The sequence below is a fragment of the Streptomyces sp. NPDC024687 genome, from assembly GCF_055559055.1.
Genome location: NZ_JBVHLJ010000002.1, coordinates 543,398 through 565,934, shown reverse-complemented (window position 1 = coordinate 565,934; position 22,537 = coordinate 543,398). Strand labels below are relative to the sequence as shown.

Annotated in this window: 17 protein-coding genes; 11 read left to right on the top strand and 6 right to left on the bottom strand. The window is 71.3% G+C overall.

Annotated features, from left to right (window positions below; genetic code table 11):
- The first annotated feature begins 43 nt into the window (after positions 1 to 43).
- Positions 44 to 1,858 carry an ABC transporter ATP-binding protein gene (locus tag ACZ39I_RS08970; RefSeq protein ID WP_467243772.1) on the top strand — a complete coding sequence of 605 codons (1,815 nt, stop codon included), beginning with the start codon at positions 44 to 46 and terminating at the stop codon, positions 1,856 to 1,858.
- A gap of 10 nt (positions 1,859 to 1,868) precedes the next feature.
- Here ACZ39I_RS08970 and ACZ39I_RS08965 read toward each other — a convergent pair whose 3' ends face one another.
- The 3 genes from ACZ39I_RS08965 to ACZ39I_RS08955 all read right to left on the bottom strand — a co-directional run bounded on the left by ACZ39I_RS08965 (position 1,869) and on the right by ACZ39I_RS08955 (position 5,453).
- The gene (locus ACZ39I_RS08965; protein WP_467243771.1) at positions 1,869 to 2,891 is read right to left on the bottom strand and encodes a TolB-like translocation protein; all 1,023 of its coding nucleotides are present in this window, start codon (positions 2,889 to 2,891) and stop codon (positions 1,869 to 1,871) included.
- A gap of 256 nt (positions 2,892 to 3,147) precedes the next feature.
- The gene (locus ACZ39I_RS08960; RefSeq protein ID WP_467243770.1) at positions 3,148 to 4,575 is read right to left on the bottom strand and encodes an MFS transporter; all 1,428 of its coding nucleotides are present in this window, start codon (positions 4,573 to 4,575) and stop codon (positions 3,148 to 3,150) included.
- A 26-nt stretch (positions 4,576 to 4,601) separates the two neighbouring features.
- On the bottom strand, positions 4,602 to 5,453 hold the full coding sequence (locus ACZ39I_RS08955; protein WP_467243769.1) for a glycosyltransferase family 2 protein: 852 nt from the start codon (positions 5,451 to 5,453) through the stop codon (positions 4,602 to 4,604).
- Positions 5,454 to 5,702: 249 nt separating this feature from the next.
- Between ACZ39I_RS08955 and ACZ39I_RS08950 the strand changes: the two genes are divergently transcribed.
- The 8 genes from ACZ39I_RS08950 to ACZ39I_RS08915 all read left to right on the top strand — a co-directional run bounded on the left by ACZ39I_RS08950 (position 5,703) and on the right by ACZ39I_RS08915 (position 16,968).
- Complete coding sequence (locus tag ACZ39I_RS08950; RefSeq protein ID WP_467243768.1) at positions 5,703 to 7,142, top strand: sugar transferase; 1,440 nt, start codon at positions 5,703 to 5,705, stop codon at positions 7,140 to 7,142.
- A 23-nt stretch (positions 7,143 to 7,165) separates the two neighbouring features.
- Entirely contained in the window at positions 7,166 to 8,221 is a 1,056-nt protein-coding gene (locus ACZ39I_RS08945; protein ID WP_467243767.1) for a Gfo/Idh/MocA family protein, read from the top strand.
- Positions 8,222 to 8,252: 31 nt separating this feature from the next.
- Positions 8,253 to 9,239 carry an NAD-dependent epimerase/dehydratase family protein gene (locus ACZ39I_RS08940; protein ID WP_467243766.1) on the top strand — a complete coding sequence of 329 codons (987 nt, stop codon included), beginning with the start codon at positions 8,253 to 8,255 and terminating at the stop codon, positions 9,237 to 9,239.
- Positions 9,236 to 10,375 carry a DegT/DnrJ/EryC1/StrS family aminotransferase gene (locus tag ACZ39I_RS08935; protein ID WP_467243765.1) on the top strand — a complete coding sequence of 380 codons (1,140 nt, stop codon included), beginning with the start codon at positions 9,236 to 9,238 and terminating at the stop codon, positions 10,373 to 10,375. The genes ACZ39I_RS08940 and ACZ39I_RS08935 overlap by 4 nt, the downstream gene beginning before the upstream one ends.
- On the top strand, positions 10,372 to 11,061 hold the full coding sequence (locus ACZ39I_RS08930) for an acetyltransferase (RefSeq protein ID WP_467243764.1): 690 nt from the start codon (positions 10,372 to 10,374) through the stop codon (positions 11,059 to 11,061). Before ACZ39I_RS08935 ends, ACZ39I_RS08930 begins: the two co-directional genes overlap by 4 nt.
- Complete coding sequence (locus ACZ39I_RS08925) at positions 11,058 to 12,176, top strand: DegT/DnrJ/EryC1/StrS family aminotransferase (protein WP_467243763.1); 1,119 nt, start codon at positions 11,058 to 11,060, stop codon at positions 12,174 to 12,176. The genes ACZ39I_RS08930 and ACZ39I_RS08925 overlap by 4 nt, the downstream gene beginning before the upstream one ends.
- A 233-nt stretch (positions 12,177 to 12,409) precedes the next feature.
- Positions 12,410 to 15,847, top strand: coding sequence for a DUF4082 domain-containing protein (locus tag ACZ39I_RS08920; protein WP_467243762.1), 3,438 nt, complete (start codon positions 12,410 to 12,412; stop codon positions 15,845 to 15,847).
- A 74-nt stretch (positions 15,848 to 15,921) separates the two neighbouring features.
- Positions 15,922 to 16,968 (top strand): glycosyltransferase family 2 protein, encoded by a 1,047-nt coding sequence (locus ACZ39I_RS08915; RefSeq protein ID WP_467243761.1) that lies wholly within the window; start codon positions 15,922 to 15,924, stop codon positions 16,966 to 16,968.
- A gap of 17 nt (positions 16,969 to 16,985) precedes the next feature.
- On the opposite strand, the gene ACZ39I_RS08910 is transcribed toward ACZ39I_RS08915, so the two are convergent.
- Positions 16,986 to 17,648: a hypothetical protein gene (locus tag ACZ39I_RS08910; RefSeq protein WP_467243760.1), complete on the bottom strand. Its 663-nt coding sequence runs from the start codon at positions 17,646 to 17,648 to the stop codon at positions 16,986 to 16,988.
- 71 nt (positions 17,649 to 17,719) lie between these two features.
- Between ACZ39I_RS08910 and ACZ39I_RS08905 the strand changes: the two genes are divergently transcribed.
- Together ACZ39I_RS08905 and ACZ39I_RS08900 are read left to right on the top strand one after the other, a co-directional pair.
- On the top strand, positions 17,720 to 19,744 hold the full coding sequence (locus ACZ39I_RS08905) for an O-antigen ligase family protein (RefSeq protein ID WP_467243759.1): 2,025 nt from the start codon (positions 17,720 to 17,722) through the stop codon (positions 19,742 to 19,744).
- Positions 19,741 to 20,640, top strand: a complete 900-nt coding sequence (locus ACZ39I_RS08900) for a glycosyltransferase family 2 protein (RefSeq protein WP_467243758.1) — start codon at positions 19,741 to 19,743, stop codon at positions 20,638 to 20,640. The genes ACZ39I_RS08905 and ACZ39I_RS08900 overlap by 4 nt, the downstream gene beginning before the upstream one ends.
- On the opposite strand, the gene ACZ39I_RS08895 is transcribed toward ACZ39I_RS08900, so the two are convergent.
- Positions 20,619 to 21,410 (bottom strand): glycosyltransferase family 2 protein, encoded by a 792-nt coding sequence (locus tag ACZ39I_RS08895; protein ID WP_467243757.1) that lies wholly within the window; start codon positions 21,408 to 21,410, stop codon positions 20,619 to 20,621. The genes ACZ39I_RS08900 and ACZ39I_RS08895 overlap by 22 nt on opposite strands.
- An 11-nt stretch (positions 21,411 to 21,421) precedes the next feature.
- Complete coding sequence (locus ACZ39I_RS08890; RefSeq protein ID WP_467243756.1) at positions 21,422 to 22,480, bottom strand: hypothetical protein; 1,059 nt, start codon at positions 22,478 to 22,480, stop codon at positions 21,422 to 21,424.
- Positions 22,481 to 22,537 lie beyond the last annotated feature (57 nt).

Sequence of the window (22,537 nt, the reverse complement as noted above, 5' to 3'; positions counted from 1 at the left end):
CTGCCGAACTCGGACCGCTACTCCCCATACACACAGGGTTAGGATGCAGACGCCTGAGCTGGAGAAGATCACCCCGCGCAGGGGCGCGGTGCTCCTCGCACTTCGTTACTACGGACGGGAGTTGGCCCGGCTCCGCCGGCTGACGGCTCCCGCCATGCTGCTGTTCGCGCTGGGCGGCATCGGCCTCAACTACATCGCCCCGCTGATCGTCGCGAAACTCGCCGGAGACATCGCCGACGGCGGCGGACTCACCATCGGGTCGGCCCTGCCATACGTCCTGGGTTTCGCCGGTGTCCTGCTGCTCGCGGAAGCGCTGTGGCGGGTCGCCCTGCACTGCATGAACCGTCTCGACGCCCTCGGTATCGAGCAGCTGTACGTCATCGGGATGGACGAACTGTTCGCCAAGGACGCGACGTTCTTCCACGACAACTTCGCCGGGTCGCTCACCAAGCGCGTCCTGAGCTTCGCCACCCGCTTCGAGCCGTTCGTCGACACCCTGGCCTTCCAGGTCGTGGGCAATGTCGTGCCGCTGCTGTTCGGCTCGGTGGTGCTCTGGCGCTACGAACCGCTGCTCGTCGTCGGTCTGTTGACGATGATCGCGGTGACGGCGCTGTGCGCGGCGCCCCTCATCCGGCGCCGCCAGGCACTGGTCGCCGAGCGCGAGGCGGCGGTCGCCCGCGTCTCCGGGCACGTCGCCGACAGCCTGATGAACATGGACACCGTCCGGGCCTTCGGCGCCGAGGAACGCGAGGCCGCCGAGCACCGCTCCCGCGTCGCGGCCTCACGCCGGCTCATGCTCCGGTCGTGGGACTACGGCAATCTGCGCATCGACACCTTTGTCGCGCCGATGTCGGTGCTGACCAACGCGCTGGGGCTGCTGCTCGCGGTCACCCTCGGCGGGGGCGAGCACGGTGTGGAGGCGGTCGTGGTCGCCTTCACCTACTACTCCAACGCGACCCGGATCATGTTCGAGTTCAATCAGATCTACAGGCGCCTGGAGAGCTCTATGACGGAGGCCGCGCAGTTCACCGAACTGCTGCTGACCCCGCCGACCGTGCTCGACCCGCCGTCGCCCGAGCCGCTGCTGCCCGGGCCCGCCGAGGTCCGCTTCGAGCAGGTGAGCTTCGCCCACGCGGGCGCCGAGCGGCTCTTCGAGGGACTCGACCTGGTCGTGCCCGGCGGGACCAAGGTGGGGCTCGTCGGCCGCTCCGGCGGCGGCAAGACCACGCTCACCCGGCTGCTGCTGCGGATGCAGGACATCGACGGCGGCCGGATCCTGGTCGGCGGACAGGACATCAGCAGACTGCGCCAGACCGACCTGCGCGGTCTGATGGCCTACGTGCCGCAGGACCCGGCGATGTTCCACCGGAGCCTGCGCGACAACATCGCCTTCGCCCGGCCCGAGGCCACCGACGCGGAGATCCGCCGTGCCGCCGAGGCGGCCCACGTCACGGAGTTCGCCGACGCGCTGCCGGAGGGCTTCGACACCCTTGTGGGCGAGCGCGGCGTCAAGCTGTCCGGCGGACAGCGCCAGCGCGTCGCCCTCGCCCGGGCGATCCTGCGCGACGCGCCGATCCTGCTGCTCGACGAGGCGACCAGCGCCCTGGACTCGGAGAGCGAGATCCTGGTCCAGGAGGCGCTGTGGCGGCTCATGGAGGGGCGGACGGCACTCGTGGTGGCCCACCGGCTGAGCACGGTCGCCGGGATGGACCAGCTCGTCGTCCTCGACCGCGGGCGGATCGTGGAGCAGGGCAGCCACCAGGAACTGCTCGCCCTGGACGGCCCGTACGCGAAGCTGTGGCGCCACCAGTCGGGCGGGTTCCTCGAAGACGACCCCGTGGAGGCCGAGTTGCACTGACCGCGGTCTGCTACAGGGGTGCCGGGGAGGACGCGCCCGCGATCAGCAGACGCGGCGTGCCCGTGCCGTTGGCCGGGACGCTCCACAGGTCGCTGGTGCCCACCTTGCCCTCGGCGGGCAGGGCGTAGGCGACGGTCCTGTTGTCGAGCCAGGTGGCCTGGTCGTCGACGCTGTGGCGTTCGGCGAGCGGGGTCTGCTCGAGGGTGCGCAGGTCCAGGACGTACTCGTGCCACAGGTCGGTCCGGGACAACACCCGCTTCTTGAAGGCCACCCGGGTTCCGTCGGGGGAGAGCGAGGGGCACTCCACGTTCTCGACCAGGGTGGTGACCTCGCGGGCGGACAGCGAACCCCGCACCAGGTAGGTCTTGTTGGCGGAGTTGAGGGTGGCGTAGAAGGTGTCGTCGTCCGAAGCGAAGGTGACGCCCCAGAAGTTGACGTCCGCGGCCCGGTAGAACTTGCCGTCCAGGGTGATGGCGAAGGACTCCAGACTGGGCGTCAGTTTCATGGTCCGGGTGTCCAGGACCGAGGTCCGGGTGGAGAAGAAGGCCGACGCGTACGACTCGCCGGAGACGAAGACGGTCCAGGCGACGAAGCGTCCGCTGGGGGAGACCCGGGCCCGGCTGGGGGTGCCCGCGAGGGCGTAGGTGTGGCGGGTGCGCAGGTCGGCGTCCAGGAGCAGGGCGCGGTTGCTCTGCTTGAGGACGCCGGGGTTGGACTGGAGGCAGATACCGGTACCGGCGGCCGCGTAGAAGCGCGCGCACTTGAGGTCCGAGGCGGTGCGTCCGGCCTTCGGATCGGCGGACGGGACCGAGGCGACCGCGGTGCGGTGCGGGCCCGCGGCCGCGTTGATGAAGGTCAGGCGGTTCTTCTGGCCGAGCGTCAGCTTGCCGGTGCCGACGGCGGGGCCGTCCGACTGGGGTCGGTTCGCCCGGTCCGCGCGGTCGGCGGCGTGCAGCACCAGGCCCGTGCCCACGCCCGCGAGCAGCAGGACCGCCGTGAGCAGAACGAGCAGGCGGCGGCGTAGCGGTGTCATGTGGTTCCTCGATGTGGCGGTGGTGGTCGTCGGGGCTCCCTCGGTGGCCCGGGGGCTCGGAGGCGAACGGAGCGCGGCATGCCCCGGAGCTTCTCGCGGGCGTCGGGGCTGTCGGTTCCGGTGGCCGCGCGGGAGGAGTGGAGCAGCCGTACGGTCCGCTCCGGCATGCGGGCGCGCAGGCCGGCCGGAGCTCGGCCGGGGGGCCCGTGTGGCGGTGGTGGTCGTCGGGGCCCCTGGACCGTCGGGGCCCTGGTGGTCATCGGTTGCCGCCCGTCGGGCGCAGCACCCGGCTCGCGACGGCCGCACAGCACAGCAGGCCGACCGCCGACGCGGCCAGCGCCGGGCCGTCCCCCCACACCGTCCAGGCCGCGCCGAAGGCCAGCGAGCAGCAGAACCGGGCCAGTGCCTGGCTGGTGCCGACGATGGCGAGGCCGCTGGCGCGCAACTGCGCGGGCACGATGTCCGCGAGGGCGGCCGGGAGCACGCCGTCGGTGGCCGCGTAGAACACCCCGTGCAGGGCGAGCACGAGGAAGGGCAGCGCCGGTGTGGCCGGCGCCCACAGCAGGAGGGCGTAACCCGTCAGCAGCGCTCCGTGCCCCGCGAGGAACACGGTGTACCGCCCGACCCGGTCGGCCAGCGCCCCGACGGGCACGGCCAGCAGCAGGAACACGACGGCGGTGCCCAGCGGGAGCAGCGTGAACCACTGTTCGGCGATGCCCGCGCGGCGTTGCAGGAGCAGGTAGACGAAGGCGTCGCTGACGGTGGTCAGACCGAGGAGGGCGGCGCAGCCGGCGAGGGCGCGCAGCTGGGGCAGCCGCAGGAGCGCGAGCGCTTCACGGACGCGGACCGGGGGCCTGTCGTCGGTGGCACCGGGCTCGTCCGCGCCGGTGACCTGCCGCCCGCCGGATGCGACCAGGTCCGTGCCGGGCGCCTGGTCGGTCGGCGCGCCGTGCCGTGCGCCGGGCACGAACGCCTGCGGGGCATCGCCCGGGTCCTGCCGCCCTGTGGGTGACGCCCCCGTGCCGTCCGTGCCGGCCGCCGGCCCTCCCTGCCGTCGTCCCGGCACGAACAGCACCAGGACGACCACGCCGAGCACCGCCACACACGCGCTCACACCGAACACCGCGTCGTAGCCGTCGGCCGCCGCGCTCAGGATGAGGAAGGCGGCGAGCGGGCCGAGCATTGCGCCGGTGGTGTCCATCGCCCGGTGCACACCGAAGGCCCGGCCCTGTTTCCCGGACGAGGTGGACAGGGAGATCATCGCGTCGCGCGGGGCGGTGCGCAGGCCCTTGCCGGTGCGGTCCAGGGCGAGGACCGTGCCGAGCGCGCCGATGCTGCTCACGAGCAGGAGCAGCGGCTTGCACAGCGCGGACAGGCCGTACCCCAGGCCGGCGAGGAGTTTGTGGTTGCGAATGCGGTCGGCGAGGTGGCCGCCGGTCAGCTGGACCAGCGCGCTGACACCGTTGTAGACGCCGTCGAGGGTGCCGAAGGCCAGCGGGCTGAAGCCGAGCGTGCTGACGAGGTAGAGCGGCAGGACCGCGGTGACCATCTCCGAGGAGATGTCGGTGATCAGGCTGACCGTGCCCAGCACGAGCACGACCGGGGCGACCCCGGGCCGCAGACCGCGTCTTCGGCCCTGTCCGGTGTCCGCCTCCGCGGGCGCGGAGCGGTCGGTGAGGTACATGTTCGGTACTCCGGATCTGGTGCGCTTCAGTGCTGTCTGCTGCTCTCGTCCCGCAGCCAGGTGCCGAAGTCCTGGGCGCGGATGGCCTTCGCGGCCCCGCGCCGGGCGACGACCGCCGCCGCGAGGAAGACTACGACACCCGTCAGCAGCCTCGGTTCGGCGCGGACCAGGGCGATCAGGTCCGCCTTGCTCGTGCGCGCCGAGGCCTCTTCCGGGCGCTGGTGCTGCTGTTCGACCTGGGCCGTGGACACCGCGGCCCGGATCCGCCGTTTGATCAGATCCGGCCATGTTCGCGGCGGCTGGACCACGACCCGGGCCGCGTCGACCACGAGCCGCTCCTCGGGCGTGAAGGCCAGGGAAGCGGCCAGGTCGTCGGCCATCAGGGGCGGCAGGGCCGCGATCCGGGCGTGTCCCGCCTTGGAGACCGCGATGACACCCCGGCCGAACAGCCCCTCGCGGACGGCGGGCAGCCGCTGCCACACCCGGTAGTAGGCGCGCACCCGCCAGGCGCAGCCGGCCAGCGGAATGCTCCGCTGCGGCGCGGTGGCGAGGATGCTCGAGGTGTCGTCGTCGAGGGGCGCGGTCAACGCCCGTACGTCGGCGCCGCCGAGTACGACGTCGGCGTCCACGTAGAGGCGGGGAAAGCCCCGCGCATGGTCGTCACCCGCCCGCAGAGCGGCGTGTTTGGACGGCACGGGGATCTCGACCACCCGCACGCGCGGACCGCGAGCGGCCGCGGTCCGGGCGGTGTCGTCCGTGCAGCCGTTGCATACGACCACGATGTCTGTCTCGTCCTCCGAGGAATCGGCCAGAAGTGAGTCGAGGAGCCGGCCGATGACTTGCGCCTCGTTGTGGGCCGGGATCACGATGCTCGTCACCTGGGCAGTATGCAGTCGATGTCACTATTGCGATGTGTGTTTCGTCCAACTGTTCCCGTGACTGCGTTCGGTGGTCTAGATTGAGGGCCGCCGAACGGGTTTGGGTGGGGAACGTCAGGCGCTAGCCGACATGTATGGGGACATGCGGCGGTTGGGGAACCGCTGAGGCTTCCTTTGTTTTTCAGCTGCCGCTGTGTTGGGGACACATCGGTGTTCGGTCAGGGGTAACCGTGCACGTGTGGGGGGCGCATGACCATTGAGGTCACGCATGAGCAATTGCTTGTGGAACACAGGACTCCGCAAGGTCGTCGAAGACCATGGGAGCAGAGGTACCGGATCGTTCTGCTGGTCGCGGACAGCCTCGCGGCTGTTGCCGCGGCCTTCGTGATCCACTCGGTGTACGGCCGTTGGGCGGTGGCCCTGGTGCTGCCCCCGACGTGGATCGTGGCCATGGTGGCCCACCGTTCCTACGACCGCAGCGCCCTGGGACTGGGCACCGAGGAGTACCGACGGGTGCTCCGAGGCGCCGTCGCCCTGCCGGCGCTCTCCGCGGTCGCGCACTGGTCTTTCACCCACGATGCGGGCCTTTTTCATGACATGATCATGGCCGCGTTGCCCGCCGGCCTCCTCGCCGTGCTGGTCCGGTACGCGCTCCGGCGCCGGCTGCACCGCAGGTGGGCGAGGGACCGGGGCCGCAGCGCCACGCTCCTGGTGGGGCCGGCGCACGGCATCGCGGAGCTGGTCGCCGTGCTGCGGCGCGACGGTGTCCAGGAGCTCCGGGCCGCGGGCGTGTGCCTGAGCGATCCGGAGAACGCTTCGGCGGTCCGCAAGTTGGGGATCCCGGTCCTCGGTGGTGTGGACACCATGGACGACGTCATCCGGGCCATGGGCATCGGCACCCTGGTGGTGCTGCCCGCGCCCGAGTTCGACGCCTCCGTCCTGCGCCGGATGTCCTGGACCGCGGCCGCGCGGGGCGTGGACTTCCTGCTGGCTCCCGTCCTGGCCGACGTGTCCGCGGCCCGGCTCGCGGTACGGCCCACCAACGGGGTGCCGCTGGTGCGCGTCCAGGCGCCGAACCTCTCCCGGACCTCCCGGCTGCCGAAGGAACTGCTGGATCGTTCCTTCGCCGCCGGCCTGCTGCTTCTGCTCGCCCTGCCCATGCTGCTTGTCGCCCTGATCGTCCGCCTGGACAGCTCGGGACCGGCACTCTTCCGGCAGCAGCGGGTGGGCCGGTACGGCGACCACTTCACCATGTTCAAGTTCCGCACCATGCGCGCCGACTCGGAGGCGCTGCGCGCGGAACTGGAGCACCTCAACGAGAACAGCGACGGTCTGCTGTTCAAGGTGAAGGGGGACCCGAGGATCACCCGGGTCGGCTCGTTCCTGCGCCGCAGCTCCCTCGACGAACTGCCGCAACTGATCAACGTGGTCAAGGGCGACATGTCGCTCGTCGGCCCGCGCCCGCCGCTGCCCGAGGAGGTGGAGGAGTATCCGGCGGAGGTCAGACGCCGGCTGCTCGTGAAGCCCGGCCTCACCGGGCTGTGGCAGGTCAGCGGCCGCTCGGACCTGCCGTGGGAGGAAGCGGTCCGGCTCGATCTCGCATATGTGGACAACTGGTCGACCAGCCTCGACCTGTCCATCCTGGCGCGCACCACGACAGCGGTGGTGCGCGGAACGGGGGCCTACTGATGGACCGAAGGAAGAGGGACCACGTGACGCAGAGCAGCGAGCCGTTGGGGGTGGCGGTCGTAGGGGCCGGCTACTGGGGACCCAACCTCGTCCGCAACTTCCAGGCGAGCGAGCAGTTTCGGCTGCGCTCGCTGGTCGACCTCGACGTGGAGCGGGCCCGGCGGGTCCTCGGCGGCTACTCGACCGTCGAGGCCACCTCGGACTACGCGGCCGTTCTCGCCGATCCCGAGGTGGCCGCCGTCGCCGTGGCCACGCCCGCCGGAACCCACCTCGACATCGCCCTGGCCGCCCTGCGCGCCGGCAAGCACGTCCTCGTGGAGAAGCCGCTCGCGGCGACCTACGCCGACGGGATGCGGCTGGTCGCCGAGGCCGAGGAGCGCGGGCTCACCCTGATGTGCGACCACACCTACTGCTACACGCCCGCCGTGGGCCGCATCAGGGAACTGGTCCACTCCGGCGAGCTCGGCGAGGTCCACTTCGTCGACTCGGTCCGCATCAACCTCGGGCTCGTCCAGAAGGACATCGACGTCCTGTGGGACCTCGCCCCGCACGACCTGTCCATCCTGGACTTCATCCTGCCCGCGGGCGTCGAGCCGGTCGCCGTCGCCGCCCACGGGGCCGACCCGATCGGCGCCGGACAGGCCTGCATCGCCTATCTGACGCTCACGCTCAGCACCGGGGCCATCGCCCACGTGCACGTCAACTGGCTGTCGCCGACGAAGGTGCGCACCACCATGGTGGGCGGCTCCAAGCGCACCCTGCTCTGGGACGACCTCAACCCGCTGCAGCGGGTGTCCGTCTACGACCGCGGCGTGGACATGGCCGCACCGCAGGAGATCGGCGCCGACGAGCGCCGGGACATGCTCATCTCGTACCGCTCGGGAGACATGGTCGCGCCCGCGATCGGCGAGAAGGAAGCGCTGCGCAGCATGGTCGACGAGTTCGCCGACTCGATCAGGACGGGCCGGGCGCCGCTGACCGACGGCCGGGCTGGCCTGAGGGTGCTGGACATCCTCGAAGCGGCCTCCCGGAGCCTGCAGTTCAAGGGCGCGGTCGTCGGCCTGCGCGCCGGGCGTTGACAGATCCCCATCACCTGAGAGGCAACCGCAGTTGAGCACCGTACGTGGCAAGAAGATCCTGGTCACCGGGGGAGCCGGCACCATCGGCTCCAACCTGGTCGACCTGCTGGCCGAGGGCGGCGCCCGCGAGATCGTCGTACTCGACAACTTCGTGCGCGGGCGCCGGGCCAACCTCGAAAAGGCCCTGCCCAGCGGTGTGGTGGAGGTCGTCGAGGGTGACGTCCGGGACGTCGACACCGTCAAGAAGGTCACCGAGGGCGCCGACCTGGTGTTCCACCTCGCCGCGATCCGCATCACCCAGTGCGCGGAGGAGCCGAGGCTCGCCAACGAGGTCCTCGTCGACGGTACCTTCAACGTGCTGGAGGCGGCGGCCGCGGCCGGCGTCGGCAAGGTGATCGCCTCCTCCTCGGCGTCCGTCTACGGCATGGCCGAGGTCTTCCCGACGACCGAGCGCCACCACGCCTACAACAACGACACGTTCTACGGCGCGGCGAAGGCCTTCAACGAGGGCATGCTGCGCAGCTTCCACGCCATGTACGGGCTCGACTACGTGGCCCTGCGCTACTTCAACGTGTACGGCCCCCGGATGGACATCCACGGCCTGTACACCGAGGTGCTCATCCGCTGGATGGAGCGCATCGAGTCGGGCGAGCCGCCGCTGATCCTCGGCGACGGCACCCAGACCATGGACTTCGTCGACGTCCGCGACATCGCCAGGGCCAACATCCTGGCCGCCGAGGCGGACGTCACCGACGAGGTGTTCAACATCGCCAGCGGCAGCGAGACCTCGCTGCGCGAGCTCGCCGACGGGCTGCTGGAGGCGATGGGCGCCGAGGGGCTGGAACCGGTGCACGGTCCCGCCCGGTCGGTGAACTCGGTGGTGCGCCGGCTCGCGGACACCAGCCAGGCCACCGAACGGCTCGGGTTCACCGCCGAGATCGACCTGCGCACGGGCCTGAGGGACCTGGTCCAGTGGTGGCGCGCGGAGCGCTCCGCCGAGCAGGGGGCCGCCGAGTGAGTACCGACCGCATCCCGGTGATGATCCCCTGGCTCGGCGAGGAGGAGGCCCGCGCCGCCTCCGACGCCGTGCTGTCGGGGTGGGTCGCCCAGGGCCCCCGGGTCGCCGCCTTCGAGCGGGCCTTCGCCGAGCGGGTGGGCGCCGAGCACGCCGTCGCGGTCAGCTCCTGCACCACCGCGCTGCACCTCTCGCTGGTCGCCCTCGGTATCGGGCCCGGCGACGAAGTGGTGGTGCCCTCGCTGTCGTTCATCGCCACCGCCAACGCCGTACGGTACGTCGGCGCCGAGCCGGTGTTCGCCGACGTCGACCCCGTCACCGGCAACCTGACCCCGGCCACCGTGGAGCAGGTCCGCACCGCCCGCACCGAGGCCGTCCTCGCCGTCCACCAGGGCGGCGTACCGGCCGACGTGCACGCCCTGCGCGCGGCCTGCGCCGACTGGGACCTGCCGCTGGTCGAGGACGCGGCCTGCGCCATCGGCTCGACCGTCGGCGGCAAGCCCGTCGGACACGGCGCGCTGCTCGCCGCCTGGTCCTTCCACCCCCGCAAGCTCGTCACCACCGGCGAGGGCGGGATGGTCACCACCGACGACGCCGAGTGGGCGGCCCGGCTGCGCCGGCTGCGCGAGCACGGCATGAACGCCTCGGCGGCCCAGCGCCACGCGAGCAACAAGCCGATGCTGGAAAGCTACCTGGAGGTCGGCTTCAACTACCGGATGACCGACGTGCAGGCCGCGATCGGCCTGGTCCAGCTCGGCAAGCTCGACGCGATGATCGCCCGCCGCCGCGAACTGGCCGCACGCTACGACGTGTTGCTGCACGACGTCCCCGGCCTCACCCCCGTGTGCGACCCCGCGCACGGACAGAGCAACTTCCAGTCCTACTGGGTGCTGCTCGCCGAGGACTTCCCCGTGGGCCGCGACGACCTGCTCGAAGCGCTCGCCGACGCCGGCGTCTCCGCCCGACGCGGGATCATGGCCGCACACCTCGAACCGGCCTACGCGGACCACCCGAGCGTGCCGCTGCCGGTCACCGAGCGGATCAGCCGCGACTCGCTGATCCTGCCGCTGTTCCACACGATGACCGAGGCCCAGCAGGACCGCGTCGTCGCGGCACTGCGCGAACAGGCCCGCGGATGACCGGACTCGTGATCGTCGGCGCGGGCGGCTTCGCCCGGGAGACCGCCCGGGCCGTGGCGGACACGGGCGCCTTCGAGCTGCTCGGACACCTCGACGACAACGCGGACCTGCACGGCACCGACGTCGCCGGCGTGCCCGTCCTCGGCGGCTGCGAGCTGGTCCACGAACTGCCCGAGGCGCGGGTGGTGATCTGCGTGGGCAACCCGCGCGACTACGCGGCCCGCGCCCGGCTGGTCCGGCGGCTCGCCCTGCCCGAGGAGCGCTACGCCACCGTGGTCCACCCGACCGCGGTGGTCTCGACGGACTCCGCGATCGGCCCCGGCTCGGTCCTGCTCGCGCACTGCGTCCTGACCGCCGCCGTACGGGTGGGCGCCCATGTGGCAGTGATGCCGCAGGTGGTCCTCACCCATGACGACGTGGTCGAGGACTACGCGACACTCACCTCCGGGGTCCGCCTGGGCGGGGGAGTGCGGCTGGAGCGCGGCGCCTACGTGGGCTCCGGCGCCCTGGTCAGGGAGGGCGCGACCGTGGGCGCCTGGTCACAGATCGGCATGGGCAGTGCCGTACTCGACGATGTACCGCCGGGTGAGGTCTGGGTGGGGAGCCCGGCCCGACGGCTGCGCGCGGCGGGCGCGCCCGCGCTGGACGAACTCGCAACACCGACAGTGGGGGGACCACTGACATGAACCAGATTCCGCTCGTGGACCTCAAGGCGGCCCACGAAGAAGTCGCCGACGAGGTCCGGGCCGGTTTCGACCGGGTACTGGCGAACACGGCGTTCGTCGGCGGCGACGAGGTCCGCCAGTTCGAGCGCGAGTACGCCGAGTTCGGCTCGGTCGCGCACTGCGTGGGGGTCGCCAACGGCACCGACGCCGTCGAACTCGCCCTGCGCGCGAGCGGGGTGGGGCCCGGCGACGAGGTCGTCGTGCCCGCCAACACCTTCATCGCCACCGCGGGGGCCGTGGCCCGGATCGGCGCCCGCCCGGTCCTCGCCGACTGTCTGCCGGACAGCCATCTCCTCGACCCCCAGGCCGCCCTGGAGGCCGTCGGACCGGCGACCCGCGCGGTCGTACCGGTCCACCTGTACGGCCAGATGGCCGAGGTCACCGACCTGGCCGCCCGGCTTCCGGACCGCGTACGGGTCGTGGAGGACGCCGCCCAGTGCCAGGGCGCCACCCGCGACGGCCGCGCGCCCGGCAGCGGCACCGTCGCGGCCACCAGCTTCTACCCGGGCAAGAACCTCGGCGCCTACGGCGACGCGGGCGCGGTGCTCACCGACGACGAGGAACTCACCGGCCTGGTACGAGCGATCGCCAACCACGGCGGTGTCGCCAAGTACCGCCACGACGTCCCCGGCTTCAACAGCCGCCTGGACGGACTCCAGGCCGTCGTCCTGCGGGCCAAGCTCAAGCGGCTGGCGGGCGGCAACGCGGCCCGCCGGGCGGCCGCCGCCCGCTACGACGAACTGCTCGCCGACCTCGCGGCCGGGGGCCGGGTCGTCCTCCCGGTGACGGCCCCCGGCAACGTCCACGTCTGGCACCTGTACGTCGTCCAGGTCGCCGGAGCCGACCGCGACGACCTCGTCGGCAAGCTCAACGCCGAGGGCATCGGCGCCGGGGTGCACTACCCCGCCCCCGTCCACCTCACCCCGGCCTACCGCCATCTCGGCCACGAGCGGGGCGACTTCCCGAACGCCGAGAAGGCCGCGGAGCGGATCCTGTCGCTCCCGCTGTTCCCCCAGATCACCCCCGACCAGCAGCAGCAGGTCGTGGCCGCGCTCGCCGAAGCGCTCCGAGGCTGATCGGTCCCCTCACCACACGCCTCACCCCCGACTTCAGGGTCGGTCCTGCACAGCACCGCTGAGAGGTACACATGAACAGATGGAGCAGACGGTTCCGGGGCGGGCGCCTCGCCGTCATAGCCGCTTTGGTATGGGCTGTGCTCCCGCAGGCGGGGTCCGCACAGGCGGCTTCCGATCCCTGCGGTACGGGCTCGAACCCTGTCGTATGCGAGAACTCCAAGGCGGGCAGCCCCATGTCCGACTGGTACTCGCCCAACGCCTACGGTGACATCAAGGGGTTCTCCACCAAGGAGAGCGTCCAGGCCGGTGACAACGTCCAGTTCAAGATCCAGTCGCCGGTCTCGTACCGGGTGGAGATCTACCGCCTCGGCTGGTACGGCGGCGACGGGGCGCGGCTGATCTCGACCGCGGCCCAGGCGGCGACGACCTACCCGGCCAACTACACGACGAAGCCGGCCAACTGCACCACCAAGGCCGCCACCGGCCTGGTCGACTGCGGCAACTGGCCCGTGACCGTGAACTGGACGGTGCCCAGCGACGCCGTCTCCGGCCTGTACATCGCGAACCTCACGCAGACCGACGGCGACGGTCTGATGCCGTACCCGTTCGTCGTCCGCAAGGACTCCAGCACCTCCGACGTCGTCGTGCAGACCAGTGACCAGACCTGGCAGGCGTACAACGACTACGGCGGCCAGGACCTCTACGGCGGCACGGGCCCGGCGCCCGACGGCCGCGCCTACGAGGTCAGCTACAACCGGCCGCTGGACATCGGCGGCGACAACGGCATCTACGGCTCCGAGTTCATGATGCTGTCCTGGCTGGAGCGCAACGGCTACGACGTCAGCTATCTGTCCGGTGTGGACGTGTCCACCAACGGCGCCACCCTGCTGAAGAAGCACAAGGTGTACCTGTCCTCGGGCCATGACGAGTACTGGACGCAGAGCCAGTACTCCAACGTCCTGGCGGCCCGCAAGGCAGGCGTCAGGCAGGCCTTCTTCAGCGGCAACGAGGTGTTCTGGAAGACCCGGCTCGCCCCGAGCATCGACGGCGCGAACACGGCCAACCGCACCATGGTCTGCTACAAGATGACCAAGATGGCGCAGAACAACGGCATCGCCGACCCGAGCGGCGAGTGGACCGGCACCTGGATGGACCCGGCCAGCACGAACTACGGTCAGGCCTACCAGCCGCCGAACATCCTCACCGGCTCCATGTTCACGGTGAACGGCTACCGCGCCGACGCCATCACCGTCCCCGGCTCGTACGGCAAGAACCGGCTGTGGCGGGGCACCTCCATCGCCAACCTCACGGCGAGCCAGACGGCCACCTTCCCGACCGGCACGCTCGGTTACGAGTGGGACAGCGACATCTCCAACAGCACCCGACCGGCCGGCGCGATCGACCTGTCGTCCACGACGGTGGACATCAACGACGGGAAGTACCGCCTCGACTGGGGCAACATGTACGGCAACGGCACCGCGACGCACAACCTCGTCGAGTTCCGCGACCAGGACTCCGGAGCCCTGGTGTTCGGGGCCGGAACCGTGCAGTGGTCGTGGGGCCTGACCAACCTGCCGACGTACGACCCGGCGGACACGGTGGTCACCGAGGACGCCCGCATGCAGCAGGCGACCGTGAACATCCTCGCCGACATGGGCGTCCAGCCGCTCACCCGGCAGAGCAACCTCGTCGCCGCCACGGCCACCACCGACACCACCGGCCCGGCCGTCACCGTCACCAGCCCGGCCTCCGGGGCCACGGTCCCGGCGCTGAAGCCGGTCACCGTCAAGGGCACCGCCTCCGACTCCGGCGGCGTCGTCGCCCGCGTCGAGGTGTCCACCGACGGCGGATCGACCTGGAACGCCGCCACCGGCCTCACCTCCTGGAGCTACACCTGGACCCCGACGACCCCGGGCGCGGCGTCGATCAAGGTCCGCGCGGTGGACGACAGCGTCAACATCGGCGCCACCACCACCCTCGCACTGACCGTCGGCCCCCAGGCCTGCCCCTGCACCATCTGGCCGGCCTCCGCCGTCCCCGGCACCGTCAACGCGGGTGACGGCAGCTCGCTGGAGCTCGGCGTCAAGATCCGTACCACGGTGGCCGGTTCCATCACCGGTGTCCGCTTCTACAAGTCGCCGGCCAACACCGGCACCCACACCGGCAGCCTGTGGAGCGCCTCCGGCACCCGCCTGGCCACCGGCACCTTCACCAGCGAGACGGCCTCCGGCTGGCAGCAGCTGAACTTCTCCACCCCGGTGACCGTCAAGGCCAACACCACCTACGTCGCCTCGTACTTCGCCCCCAACGGCGGATACTCCTACGACGGCGGCTACTTCTCCGACAAGGCCGCCGGCCTCGCCCCGCTCACCGGACTCCAGTCCGGCACCGACGGCGGCAACGGCGTCTACCGCTACAGCTCCACCAGCGCCTTCCCGTCCTCGGCGTCCTCCGGCAGCAACTACTGGGTCGACGTGGTGCTGGACACCTCGACGGCCAGCACGACCCCGCCGTCGGTCACCTCCACCTCGCCGACGTCCGGCGCGACCGGTACGTCGATCACGGCACCGGTGTCGGCCGTCTTCGACCACGCCATCGACGCCGACAGCCTGACGTTCACCGTGAAGGACCCGGACGGCAACACCGTGCCGGGCACCAAGACGCTTCCCGCGTCGAACAAGGCGACCTTCACCCCGTCGACCGAGCTGTCGCTGCACACCACGTACACCGCGTCCGTCCAGGCCTCCGACCTGTGGGGCAACGCCATGGCGGACCCGGTCACGTGGAGCTTCACCACCAGTTCCCAGCCGCCGGCGGTCACCTGCCCCTGCACGCTGTGGAACTCCTCCGCCACCCCGGCCACGGCCGCGGTGACCGGTGACGGCAACTCGGTGGAGCTGGGCACCCGGTTCACGTCCTCGGCGAACGGCTGGATCACCGGCGTCACGTTCTACAAGGGCGCGACCAACACGGGCACCCACACCGGCAGCCTGTGGTCCGACGACGGCACGCTGCTCGCCACCGGCACCTTCACCACCGAGTCGGCCTCCGGCTGGCAGACGATGACCTTCGCCACCCCGGTGGCCGTCACCGCCGACACCGCCTACGTCGCCTCCTACCACGCGCCCAATGGCAACTACGCGGTGGACGGCGGCTACTTCTCGGCGGCCCACCAGTCCTATCCGCTCACGGCCACGGCCGACACCAGCGCCCACCACAACGGGCTCTACCGGTACGGCAGTTCGGCGGCCTTCCCGAACGGCTCCTACGGATCCGCGAACTACTGGGTCGGCCCGGTCTTCACCGCCGACAACCCGAGCGCGTCCCTGGCGACGGCCAACGCCTCGGAGGTGACCGCGTCCTCGCTGGCGCACACCGCCGACGCGACGAGCCCGCTCGTCACCACCCTGCCCGCCTCGGCCAAGCTGTCGTCCGTCAAGGCGACCGTGACCGTCCTGAGCGGTTCCAAGGCCGCCAAGAAGCTCCACGTCACGGCCGTCACCTCCTACAACCGGGCCACCCACAAGGTGTCCGTCCACCTGTCGTCGCCCCTGCCGGACGGCACCCGGTTCAAGGTCGGCGTCAAGGCCCTGGACAAGAAGGGACACACGGTGAAGTCCCAGACCTGGACCCTGACCAGCAAGACGACCGTCCGCAAGAAGAAGAACTGACCGACCAGAACCCACCGGTGGTGGCCCGCGCCGAGTCCGGCGCGGGCCGTCACCGGGGATTGGCTTCCCCACAGATGAGCACCGTCAGTGTTGTCATCCCCTGCTACAAGTACGGCCATTTCCTGGCCGACTGTGTGAGCAGCGTCCTGGACGAGCAGGACGGCGTCGACGTCCGGGTGCTCATCATCGACGACGCCTCGCCCGACGACTCGGCGGAGGTGGCGCAGAAACTGGCCGCCTCCGACCCGCGGATCGAGGTCCACGTCCACGAGACCAACAAGGGCCACATCGCCACGTACAACGAAGGCCTGCTGGAGTGGGCCGACGGCGACTACGTGGCCCTGCTCTCCGCCGACGACCGGCTGGTCCCGGGCGCGCTGGTAAGGGCCGCGGCCCTCCTGGACGCCCACCCCGAGGCCGGCTTCGCCTACGGACGGCCCCTGCGCTTCCAGCACGGCGGCCCGCTGCCCGAGGCCCGTACCCGGAGCACCGGTTCGGTCGTCTACCCTGGCCACTGGTGGCTCGACCGGCGTTTCCGTGAGGGCACCGGCTGCATCACCTCGCCGGAGGTCGTCGTGCGTACGAGCCTCCAGCGCAAGGTCGGCGGCTACGATCCGGCGCTGCCCCACGCCGGCGACATCGAGATGTGGATGCGGCTCGCCGCGCACGCCGACGTCGGCTACATCCGCGGCGCCGACCAGGCCTTCTACCGCGTCCACGGCAAGAATATGTCCACCGTCGACTTCGGCGGCCAGCTCGACGACCTGCGCCAGCGGCTCGTGGCCTTCGACTCGGTGCTCACCAAGTGCGCCGACCGGCTGCCCGACGCCGACCGCCTGGCCGACCAGGTCCACACCCGGCTCGCCCGCTTCGCGCTGCGCCGCGCCTACCGCGCCTACGACCGGGGACGTACGGCGGTCGTCCCGGTCGAGGAGTGCGTCGCGTTCGCCGAGGAGTGCCTGCCCGGCTACCGGAGTCTGCCCGAGTACCGCGCGCTGCGGCTCAGACGGCGGATCGGGCCGAAGGCCATGCCCTACCTCCAGCCGCTGGTGTGGTCGGCCGTGGCCGAGCGCGGGCGGGAGTGGCTGTGGTGGGAGTCCTGGAAGCGCCGCGGAATCTGATGAACGACCCGTTCCCCTCAGCTCACCACGGGCACCGGATCGGTGCGACGGCGGCGTCCCGGAGCGTCCTTGCGGCGGCTCAGCAGAAGCCGGTCGAGCCACAACGCGCCGACGATCCCGCCCGCCGCGCCCAGCAACGCCGTACCCGCCAGGCCCCGCATCCTGTCGCCCTGCACCTGGGCGGCGCTCGGGGAGGTCAGGACCGTCGCCGTGATCCGCGCCCCGGTCGGAACTCCCTGGGCTTTCTGCAGCGCGTCGACATGCCGGGTGTAGACGTCGATGATGCGGCTCACCGCCGTCACCGCGGCCTTCGCGCCGGACGCCTGCGACTGCACCTGCAAGGAGGGGATCAGATAGCGGGGCGTCGCGCTGGTGCCGCTGTTGCGGGGGACGAGATGGTAGGTCCCGTGCACGCCCGCCGCCTTCAGCTCCTTGGTCCCGGCGGGGGATTCCAGCTGCCGTACGACGCCGTAGGAGAGCACGGCGAGCGGCGGCTGGAGGTTGGTGAGCTGGTTGGGCTGGTTCTGGGTGACCGGCGGCTTGAGCACCACCACCGCGGAACCGACGTACTGGGGGGCGGGGCGCACCACGTGGTAGGCACCGGCAGCCGTCAACAGCAGCGCCACCACCAGGACGTACCAGCGGCGGAGCAGGGCGTCGGCGACGTTCCCGGGCGACATGTGAGTTCCTTCCGTCGCCCCCGATACTGGCAGGACATGTGGCCGGATGCCACCGAAAGGAGGAATGGTTCGTGAGCATTGGTGAGATATGGGCCATTCTGCGCCGACGGTGGTACTTCATGGTGCCGTTCACCGTCCTGAGCCTGCTCGGCGGCGCGTATCTGTACGAGACGGTCCCGGTCTCCTACGAGTCGCAGAGCTCGGTCGCGCTGCTGGACTCCTCGGCCGTCGCCCGGCTGGCCCCCACCTTCGGCAACCCCATCTCGAACGCGGGCGGTTCGCTGATCGTCACGGCCGACGTGCTGATCAGAACCCTCGAATCGAGCGACGCGGCCAAGGAGTTGCACGGCAGAGGCGTCACGGACCCCTACACGACCGGGTTCGCACCGGACAGCGAGAGCCCGCTGCTCGTCCTCGGCGTCACCGGAACGGACCGGGAGAAGGTGCTCGAGGAGACCGACATCCTGACCGCCTTCGCGGGCGAGCAGCTCGACGCCCTCCAGGCCGCCGCCAAGGTGCCGCCCGCCTATCTCGTGCAGACGGCCCCCGTGGTGCTGCCGCAGACCCCGGTGGCGGAGTCGAAGAACCGCTACCAGGGCATCGCGGCCGTCGTCATCGTGGGCGTCGTCAGCGCGTTCCTGCTGTCGATCCTGGTGGAGGGCATCACGGTGGTCCGCCGCCGGCGCAACGCCGCCGCCCGGCCGCGCCAGGCCCGCGCCCCCGCCCGCGAACGCGAACGGGTGGGCTGGCTGAACCGCCGCGTCGACGCCACCGCGATCCTCACCGTCTACCTGGCACTGGCCTTCTTCATCCCCTCGAACCTCGCCCTGCCCGCGCTTGGCGGCGTCGGCACCCCGGCCAACGTCTTCGCCCTGCTCGGCCTGCTGTGGTACCTCGCGACCTGGCTGGGCGGCCGCATTCTGCCCGCGCCGGGAACCAGGTTCGTGCGGGTCTCGATGTGCGTGCTCGGCACGGCCGTCCTCATGGCCTACATCGCGGACGCGATGCGCGAGAGCTCGCACCAGGAGGTCCTCGGGGCCGACCGCGGGCTCATCGGATACCTGGTGTGGGTCTCGCTCGTCGTCCTGACCTCGGCGGCCATGCAGGAACGCGGCCGCCTTGACGTCCTGATGCGCCGGGTGGTCGTCCTGGCGTCCGTCGTCGCCGCGATCGGCTTCTACGACTTCTTCGCGGCCACCAACATCGCCGACTCCATCCACATCCCCGGCCTGCAGACCAGCGTCGCCCAGGTGAGCGCCATGGACCGCGGTGCCTTCACCCGGCCCCGGGCCACCACGGCCCAGCCGCTGGAGTTCGCCGGCATGCTGGCCATCCTGCTGCCCTTCGCGATCCAGCAGGCCTTCGATCCGGTACGACGCCACCGCCACGTCCTGCGCCGCTGGGCCCCGGTGGTGCTCATGGGCGGTGCGCTGCCGCTGTCGGTGTCGCGGACCTCGATCATCGGGCTGCTGCTGGTGGCCCTGGTGATGGTGCCGCGCTGGAAGCCGGCCCGGCGCTGGGCCGCGATCGGCGTGATGACGGCCTCCGTGGCGGTCTTCAAGGTGCTCGTCCCCGGACTGATCGGCACGATCACGGGCCTGTTCGCGTCGTTCCTGACCAACTCCGACAGCAGCACCCAGGCCCGCACGGTCAAGTACAGCGCGATCGTGCCCTATCTGAAGGAGCACCCGCTGTTCGGGCGGGGCTTCGGCACCTTCACCCCGGACCTGTACTTCTTCACCGACAACCAGTACATGCTGACCCTGGCCGAGATGGGGGCGCTCGGACTTCTCGCCCTGCTCGTCCTGTTCATCACCGGCATCCACCACGGCGGTGCCGTCCGGCGGCTCGCCCGCACCGAGTCCGACCGTGAACTCGGGCAGGCGTTCTTCGCCTCGTCGCTGGTCGCCCTGGTCAGCAGCGCGACCTTCGACTCGCTCAGCTTCCCCATGTTCGCCGGCATGTTCTTCCTGGTGCTCGGGGCGGGGGGCAGCTACCTCGGTTTCATCCGGCGCGAGGCAGCCGCCGCCGCTCTCCCGGCCGTCCCCCGCAAGGCCTCCGAAGACCGGCTTCCCCAACTCGTGGAGTCCCGTTGAGCCCCGTCGCCGTCATCGTCGTCACCTGGAACAGCGCCAAGGTGCTCCCCGGGTTCCTCGCCGCCCTCCCGGACGGCATGGCCGGCCTCGACTGGCGGCTGGTCGTCGCCGACAACGACTCCGCCGACGACACCGTCGAGCTCCTCGGGAAGCTGGCCCCCGACGCGACCGTCGTGCAGACCGGCCGCAACGCCGGGTACGCGGCCGGCGTCAACGCGGCGCTGAAGGCCGTCGACCGCGGGGACGTGGCCCTGATCTGCAACCCCGACATCCGGATGCGGCAGGGCTGCGCCAAGCGCCTCGTCGACAGCCTCGGCGACGGCGTCGGGATCGCCGTACCCCTGCTGTACGAGGAGGGCCGGGACACGCCCCACTACTCGCTGCGGCGGGAGTCGAGCGTGTTGCGGGCCCTCGGCGAGGCCGTCATCGGCAACCGGCGGGCCGGGCGCTTCCCGTGGCTGAGCGAACTGGTCACCGACCCCGGCGCCTACCGGCGCCCCACACGTGCGGACTGGGCGACCGGCGCGCTCATGGCGATCTCGGCCGAGTGCCGGGCCGCCTGCGGTCCCTGGGACGAGTCCTTCTTCCTCTATTCGGAGGAGACCGAGTACTGCCTGCGGGCGCGGGACCTGGGCCACGTCACGCAGCTGGAGCCGTCGGCCGAGGCCGTTCACCTGGGGGGCGACTCCCAGGTGTCGCCCCGGCTGTGGGCCCTGCTCACCCTCAACCGGGTGCGGCTGTACCGGCGGCGCCACGGAGCGGTCCCGACGGCCTGCTTCCGGGCCGCCGTACTGCTGCGTGAGACGTCACGGGCGATGCTGGGCCGGCGGGCCAGCAGGGCCGCGGTCGCCGCGCTGCTCAGGCCGGGCGCCGCTCAGCCGGACCACGTGGTGTAGAAGCTCCCGGGGTTCACCAGATACCGCACGGTGGCGTGCGGCACATGGCGTACAGCGTGATGGCGGCTGTAGCGGTACACCAGCTCCCAGTCCTCGCGCGGCAGCACCTTCGGTGTCCTGCGCAGACGGCTGAAGTGCAGGGAGCCGTCGCGCCGGGCGACGAACGCGTTGGTGTCCAGGAAGGACTCCCGGGCGGCCCGGTGCCGGTCGAACTCCACGGACAGGACGTCCCGTTCGGTCCCGTCCGGCAGGACGCGGCGCAGCGCGGTGTAGACGCCGTCGGGTCCGCCGGGGGCCTCCAGGACCGTCAACGCCCTTTCCAGGTGGTCGGGTTCCCACAGGTTGTCGTCGTCCAGGAACGCCACGTACCGCGAGCGGGTGAGACGGATGCCGACATTGCGCACGACGCCCGCCACGGCGGTGTTGCGTGCCAGCGAGACGGCGAACAGGCGTGGGTCGTCGGGGAGTTCGGGGAGCCCGGCGCCGTCGTCGACGACGATGACGACATGGTCGCGCACCGTCTGGGCCAGCGCCGAGGCGACCGCGGCCCGCAGCGCGTCGGGGCGTCGGTGGGTGGCGATGACGGTGGCGACGAGGGCCTGCGGCACCGGCCCGACGACCGCCGTGAGGCGGCGGGTCTCGGCGTCCTCGAGGCGACGCAGCCGCACCGCCGAGGGCAGCAGCAGCACCTTGTTGCGCAGCTCGAAGAGGACGAGCCAGCCGAAGGCGCGCTTGAGGAGCTCCCAGGGGGCGCGGGCGATGCGTCGCATGATCCTCTTCCTCAGCCTGCCGGTTCCGGGGTGATGGGGGTGCCGTCGTCGAACCGGTTGCCGCGCCACACGTTGCCCGCGCCGCCCGCGTTCCAGGCGGTGACGGCACCGTAGACGCCGGAGTAGCGGTGGTACCGGGTGGAGAACACGTTGTTGGTGACGGTGATCCCGGTGGCGCCGTCACCGCCGCCGTACAGGGCGTAGGCGCCGCCGGCCAGCAGGTTGCCGTCGATGACGGTGTTGGAGACGTGCCCGGTGTCCGCGAACAGGCCGACGGCTGCGGACGCCCCCTGGTCGACGGGGACCGCGTTGAGCAGGGTGTTGTGCCGGACGACCAGGGTGCCGCTGCTGCCGCCGCCGCTGATCACCGCGTCGGTGTGCTGCCACTCGCCGCCGTTGTTGCGGAAGGGGACGAGGCCGTGGACGTAGTTGTCGTGGAGGTTGCCCTGGCCCATGGAGAGGGCGTTGCCGAACACCGAGATGTCGCACCAGCCGACCTCGATGGCGCTGCTGCCCATGTTGGAGACGGCGTAGTCGACCCCGCCGTTGTCGGGCCCCTTGCCCGGAACGGCGGTGATGGTGGTGTGCAGGACCCTCAGCCCGCTGTAGCCGGGGCGCAGGTTGATCCCCCACCAGTTGGTGGAGGTGATCCTGCTGTCGATCACCGTCACGTTGTTCGCGTAGATGTCGAGCGAGCCGGTGATGTCCTGGCCCCGGATGACGGCCCCGTCGGTCCTGACGCTCATGTTCCCGGCGGCACGCGCCTTGAGCCGGAGACGGGGGCCGGTGTTGCCGGCGTCCGGGAACCCCGCTCCCGCGGGCGCGGCAGTGGTGGCCGGGGTCCTGTCAGGAGAACGGGAAGGCGACGCGGACGGCTTGGGCCTGTGGGTGGGCGACGAGATACCCGGACTCACGGAGGCCGAGGCGCTCGCGGACGGCGTGGGGTCGGCGACGACCGAGGGCGTTCGCGTGGGCGTCGGCTCGGCGTGGTCGCCCTTTTCACCCCCCGAGGAGCAGGCGGCCGTCAGTAAAAGCGCCAGGCCGACGAGGAGTCGGTGGAGCGTCGTCATGCGGTCTCCGGGGTCCGGGAGCCGAGCAGGAAGCGGCGGCTGGGCAGCACGCACGCG

What these genes read in the sequence shown, in the direction of transcription:
- ACZ39I_RS08970 (WP_467243772.1), top strand. Translation starts at nt 44, where the DNA reads ATGCAGACGCCTGAGCTGGAGAAGATCACCCCGCGCAGGGGCGCGGTG.
- ACZ39I_RS08965 (WP_467243771.1), bottom strand. Translation starts at nt 2,891, where the DNA reads ATGACACCGCTACGCCGCCGCCTGCTCGTTCTGCTCACGGCGGTCCTG.
- ACZ39I_RS08960 (WP_467243770.1), bottom strand. Translation starts at nt 4,575, where the DNA reads ATGTACCTCACCGACCGCTCCGCGCCCGCGGAGGCGGACACCGGACAG.
- ACZ39I_RS08950 (WP_467243768.1), top strand. Translation starts at nt 5,703, where the DNA reads ATGACCATTGAGGTCACGCATGAGCAATTGCTTGTGGAACACAGGACT.
- ACZ39I_RS08930 (WP_467243764.1), top strand. Translation starts at nt 10,372, where the DNA reads ATGACCGGACTCGTGATCGTCGGCGCGGGCGGCTTCGCCCGGGAGACC.
- ACZ39I_RS08925 (WP_467243763.1), top strand. Translation starts at nt 11,058, where the DNA reads ATGAACCAGATTCCGCTCGTGGACCTCAAGGCGGCCCACGAAGAAGTC.
- ACZ39I_RS08920 (WP_467243762.1), top strand. Translation starts at nt 12,410, where the DNA reads ATGTCCGACTGGTACTCGCCCAACGCCTACGGTGACATCAAGGGGTTC.
- ACZ39I_RS08915 (WP_467243761.1), top strand. Translation starts at nt 15,922, where the DNA reads ATGAGCACCGTCAGTGTTGTCATCCCCTGCTACAAGTACGGCCATTTC.
- ACZ39I_RS08910 (WP_467243760.1), bottom strand. Translation starts at nt 17,648, where the DNA reads ATGTCGCCCGGGAACGTCGCCGACGCCCTGCTCCGCCGCTGGTACGTC.
- ACZ39I_RS08895 (WP_467243757.1), bottom strand. Translation starts at nt 21,410, where the DNA reads ATGCGACGCATCGCCCGCGCCCCCTGGGAGCTCCTCAAGCGCGCCTTC.
- ACZ39I_RS08890 (WP_467243756.1), bottom strand. Translation starts at nt 22,480, where the DNA reads ATGACGACGCTCCACCGACTCCTCGTCGGCCTGGCGCTTTTACTGACG.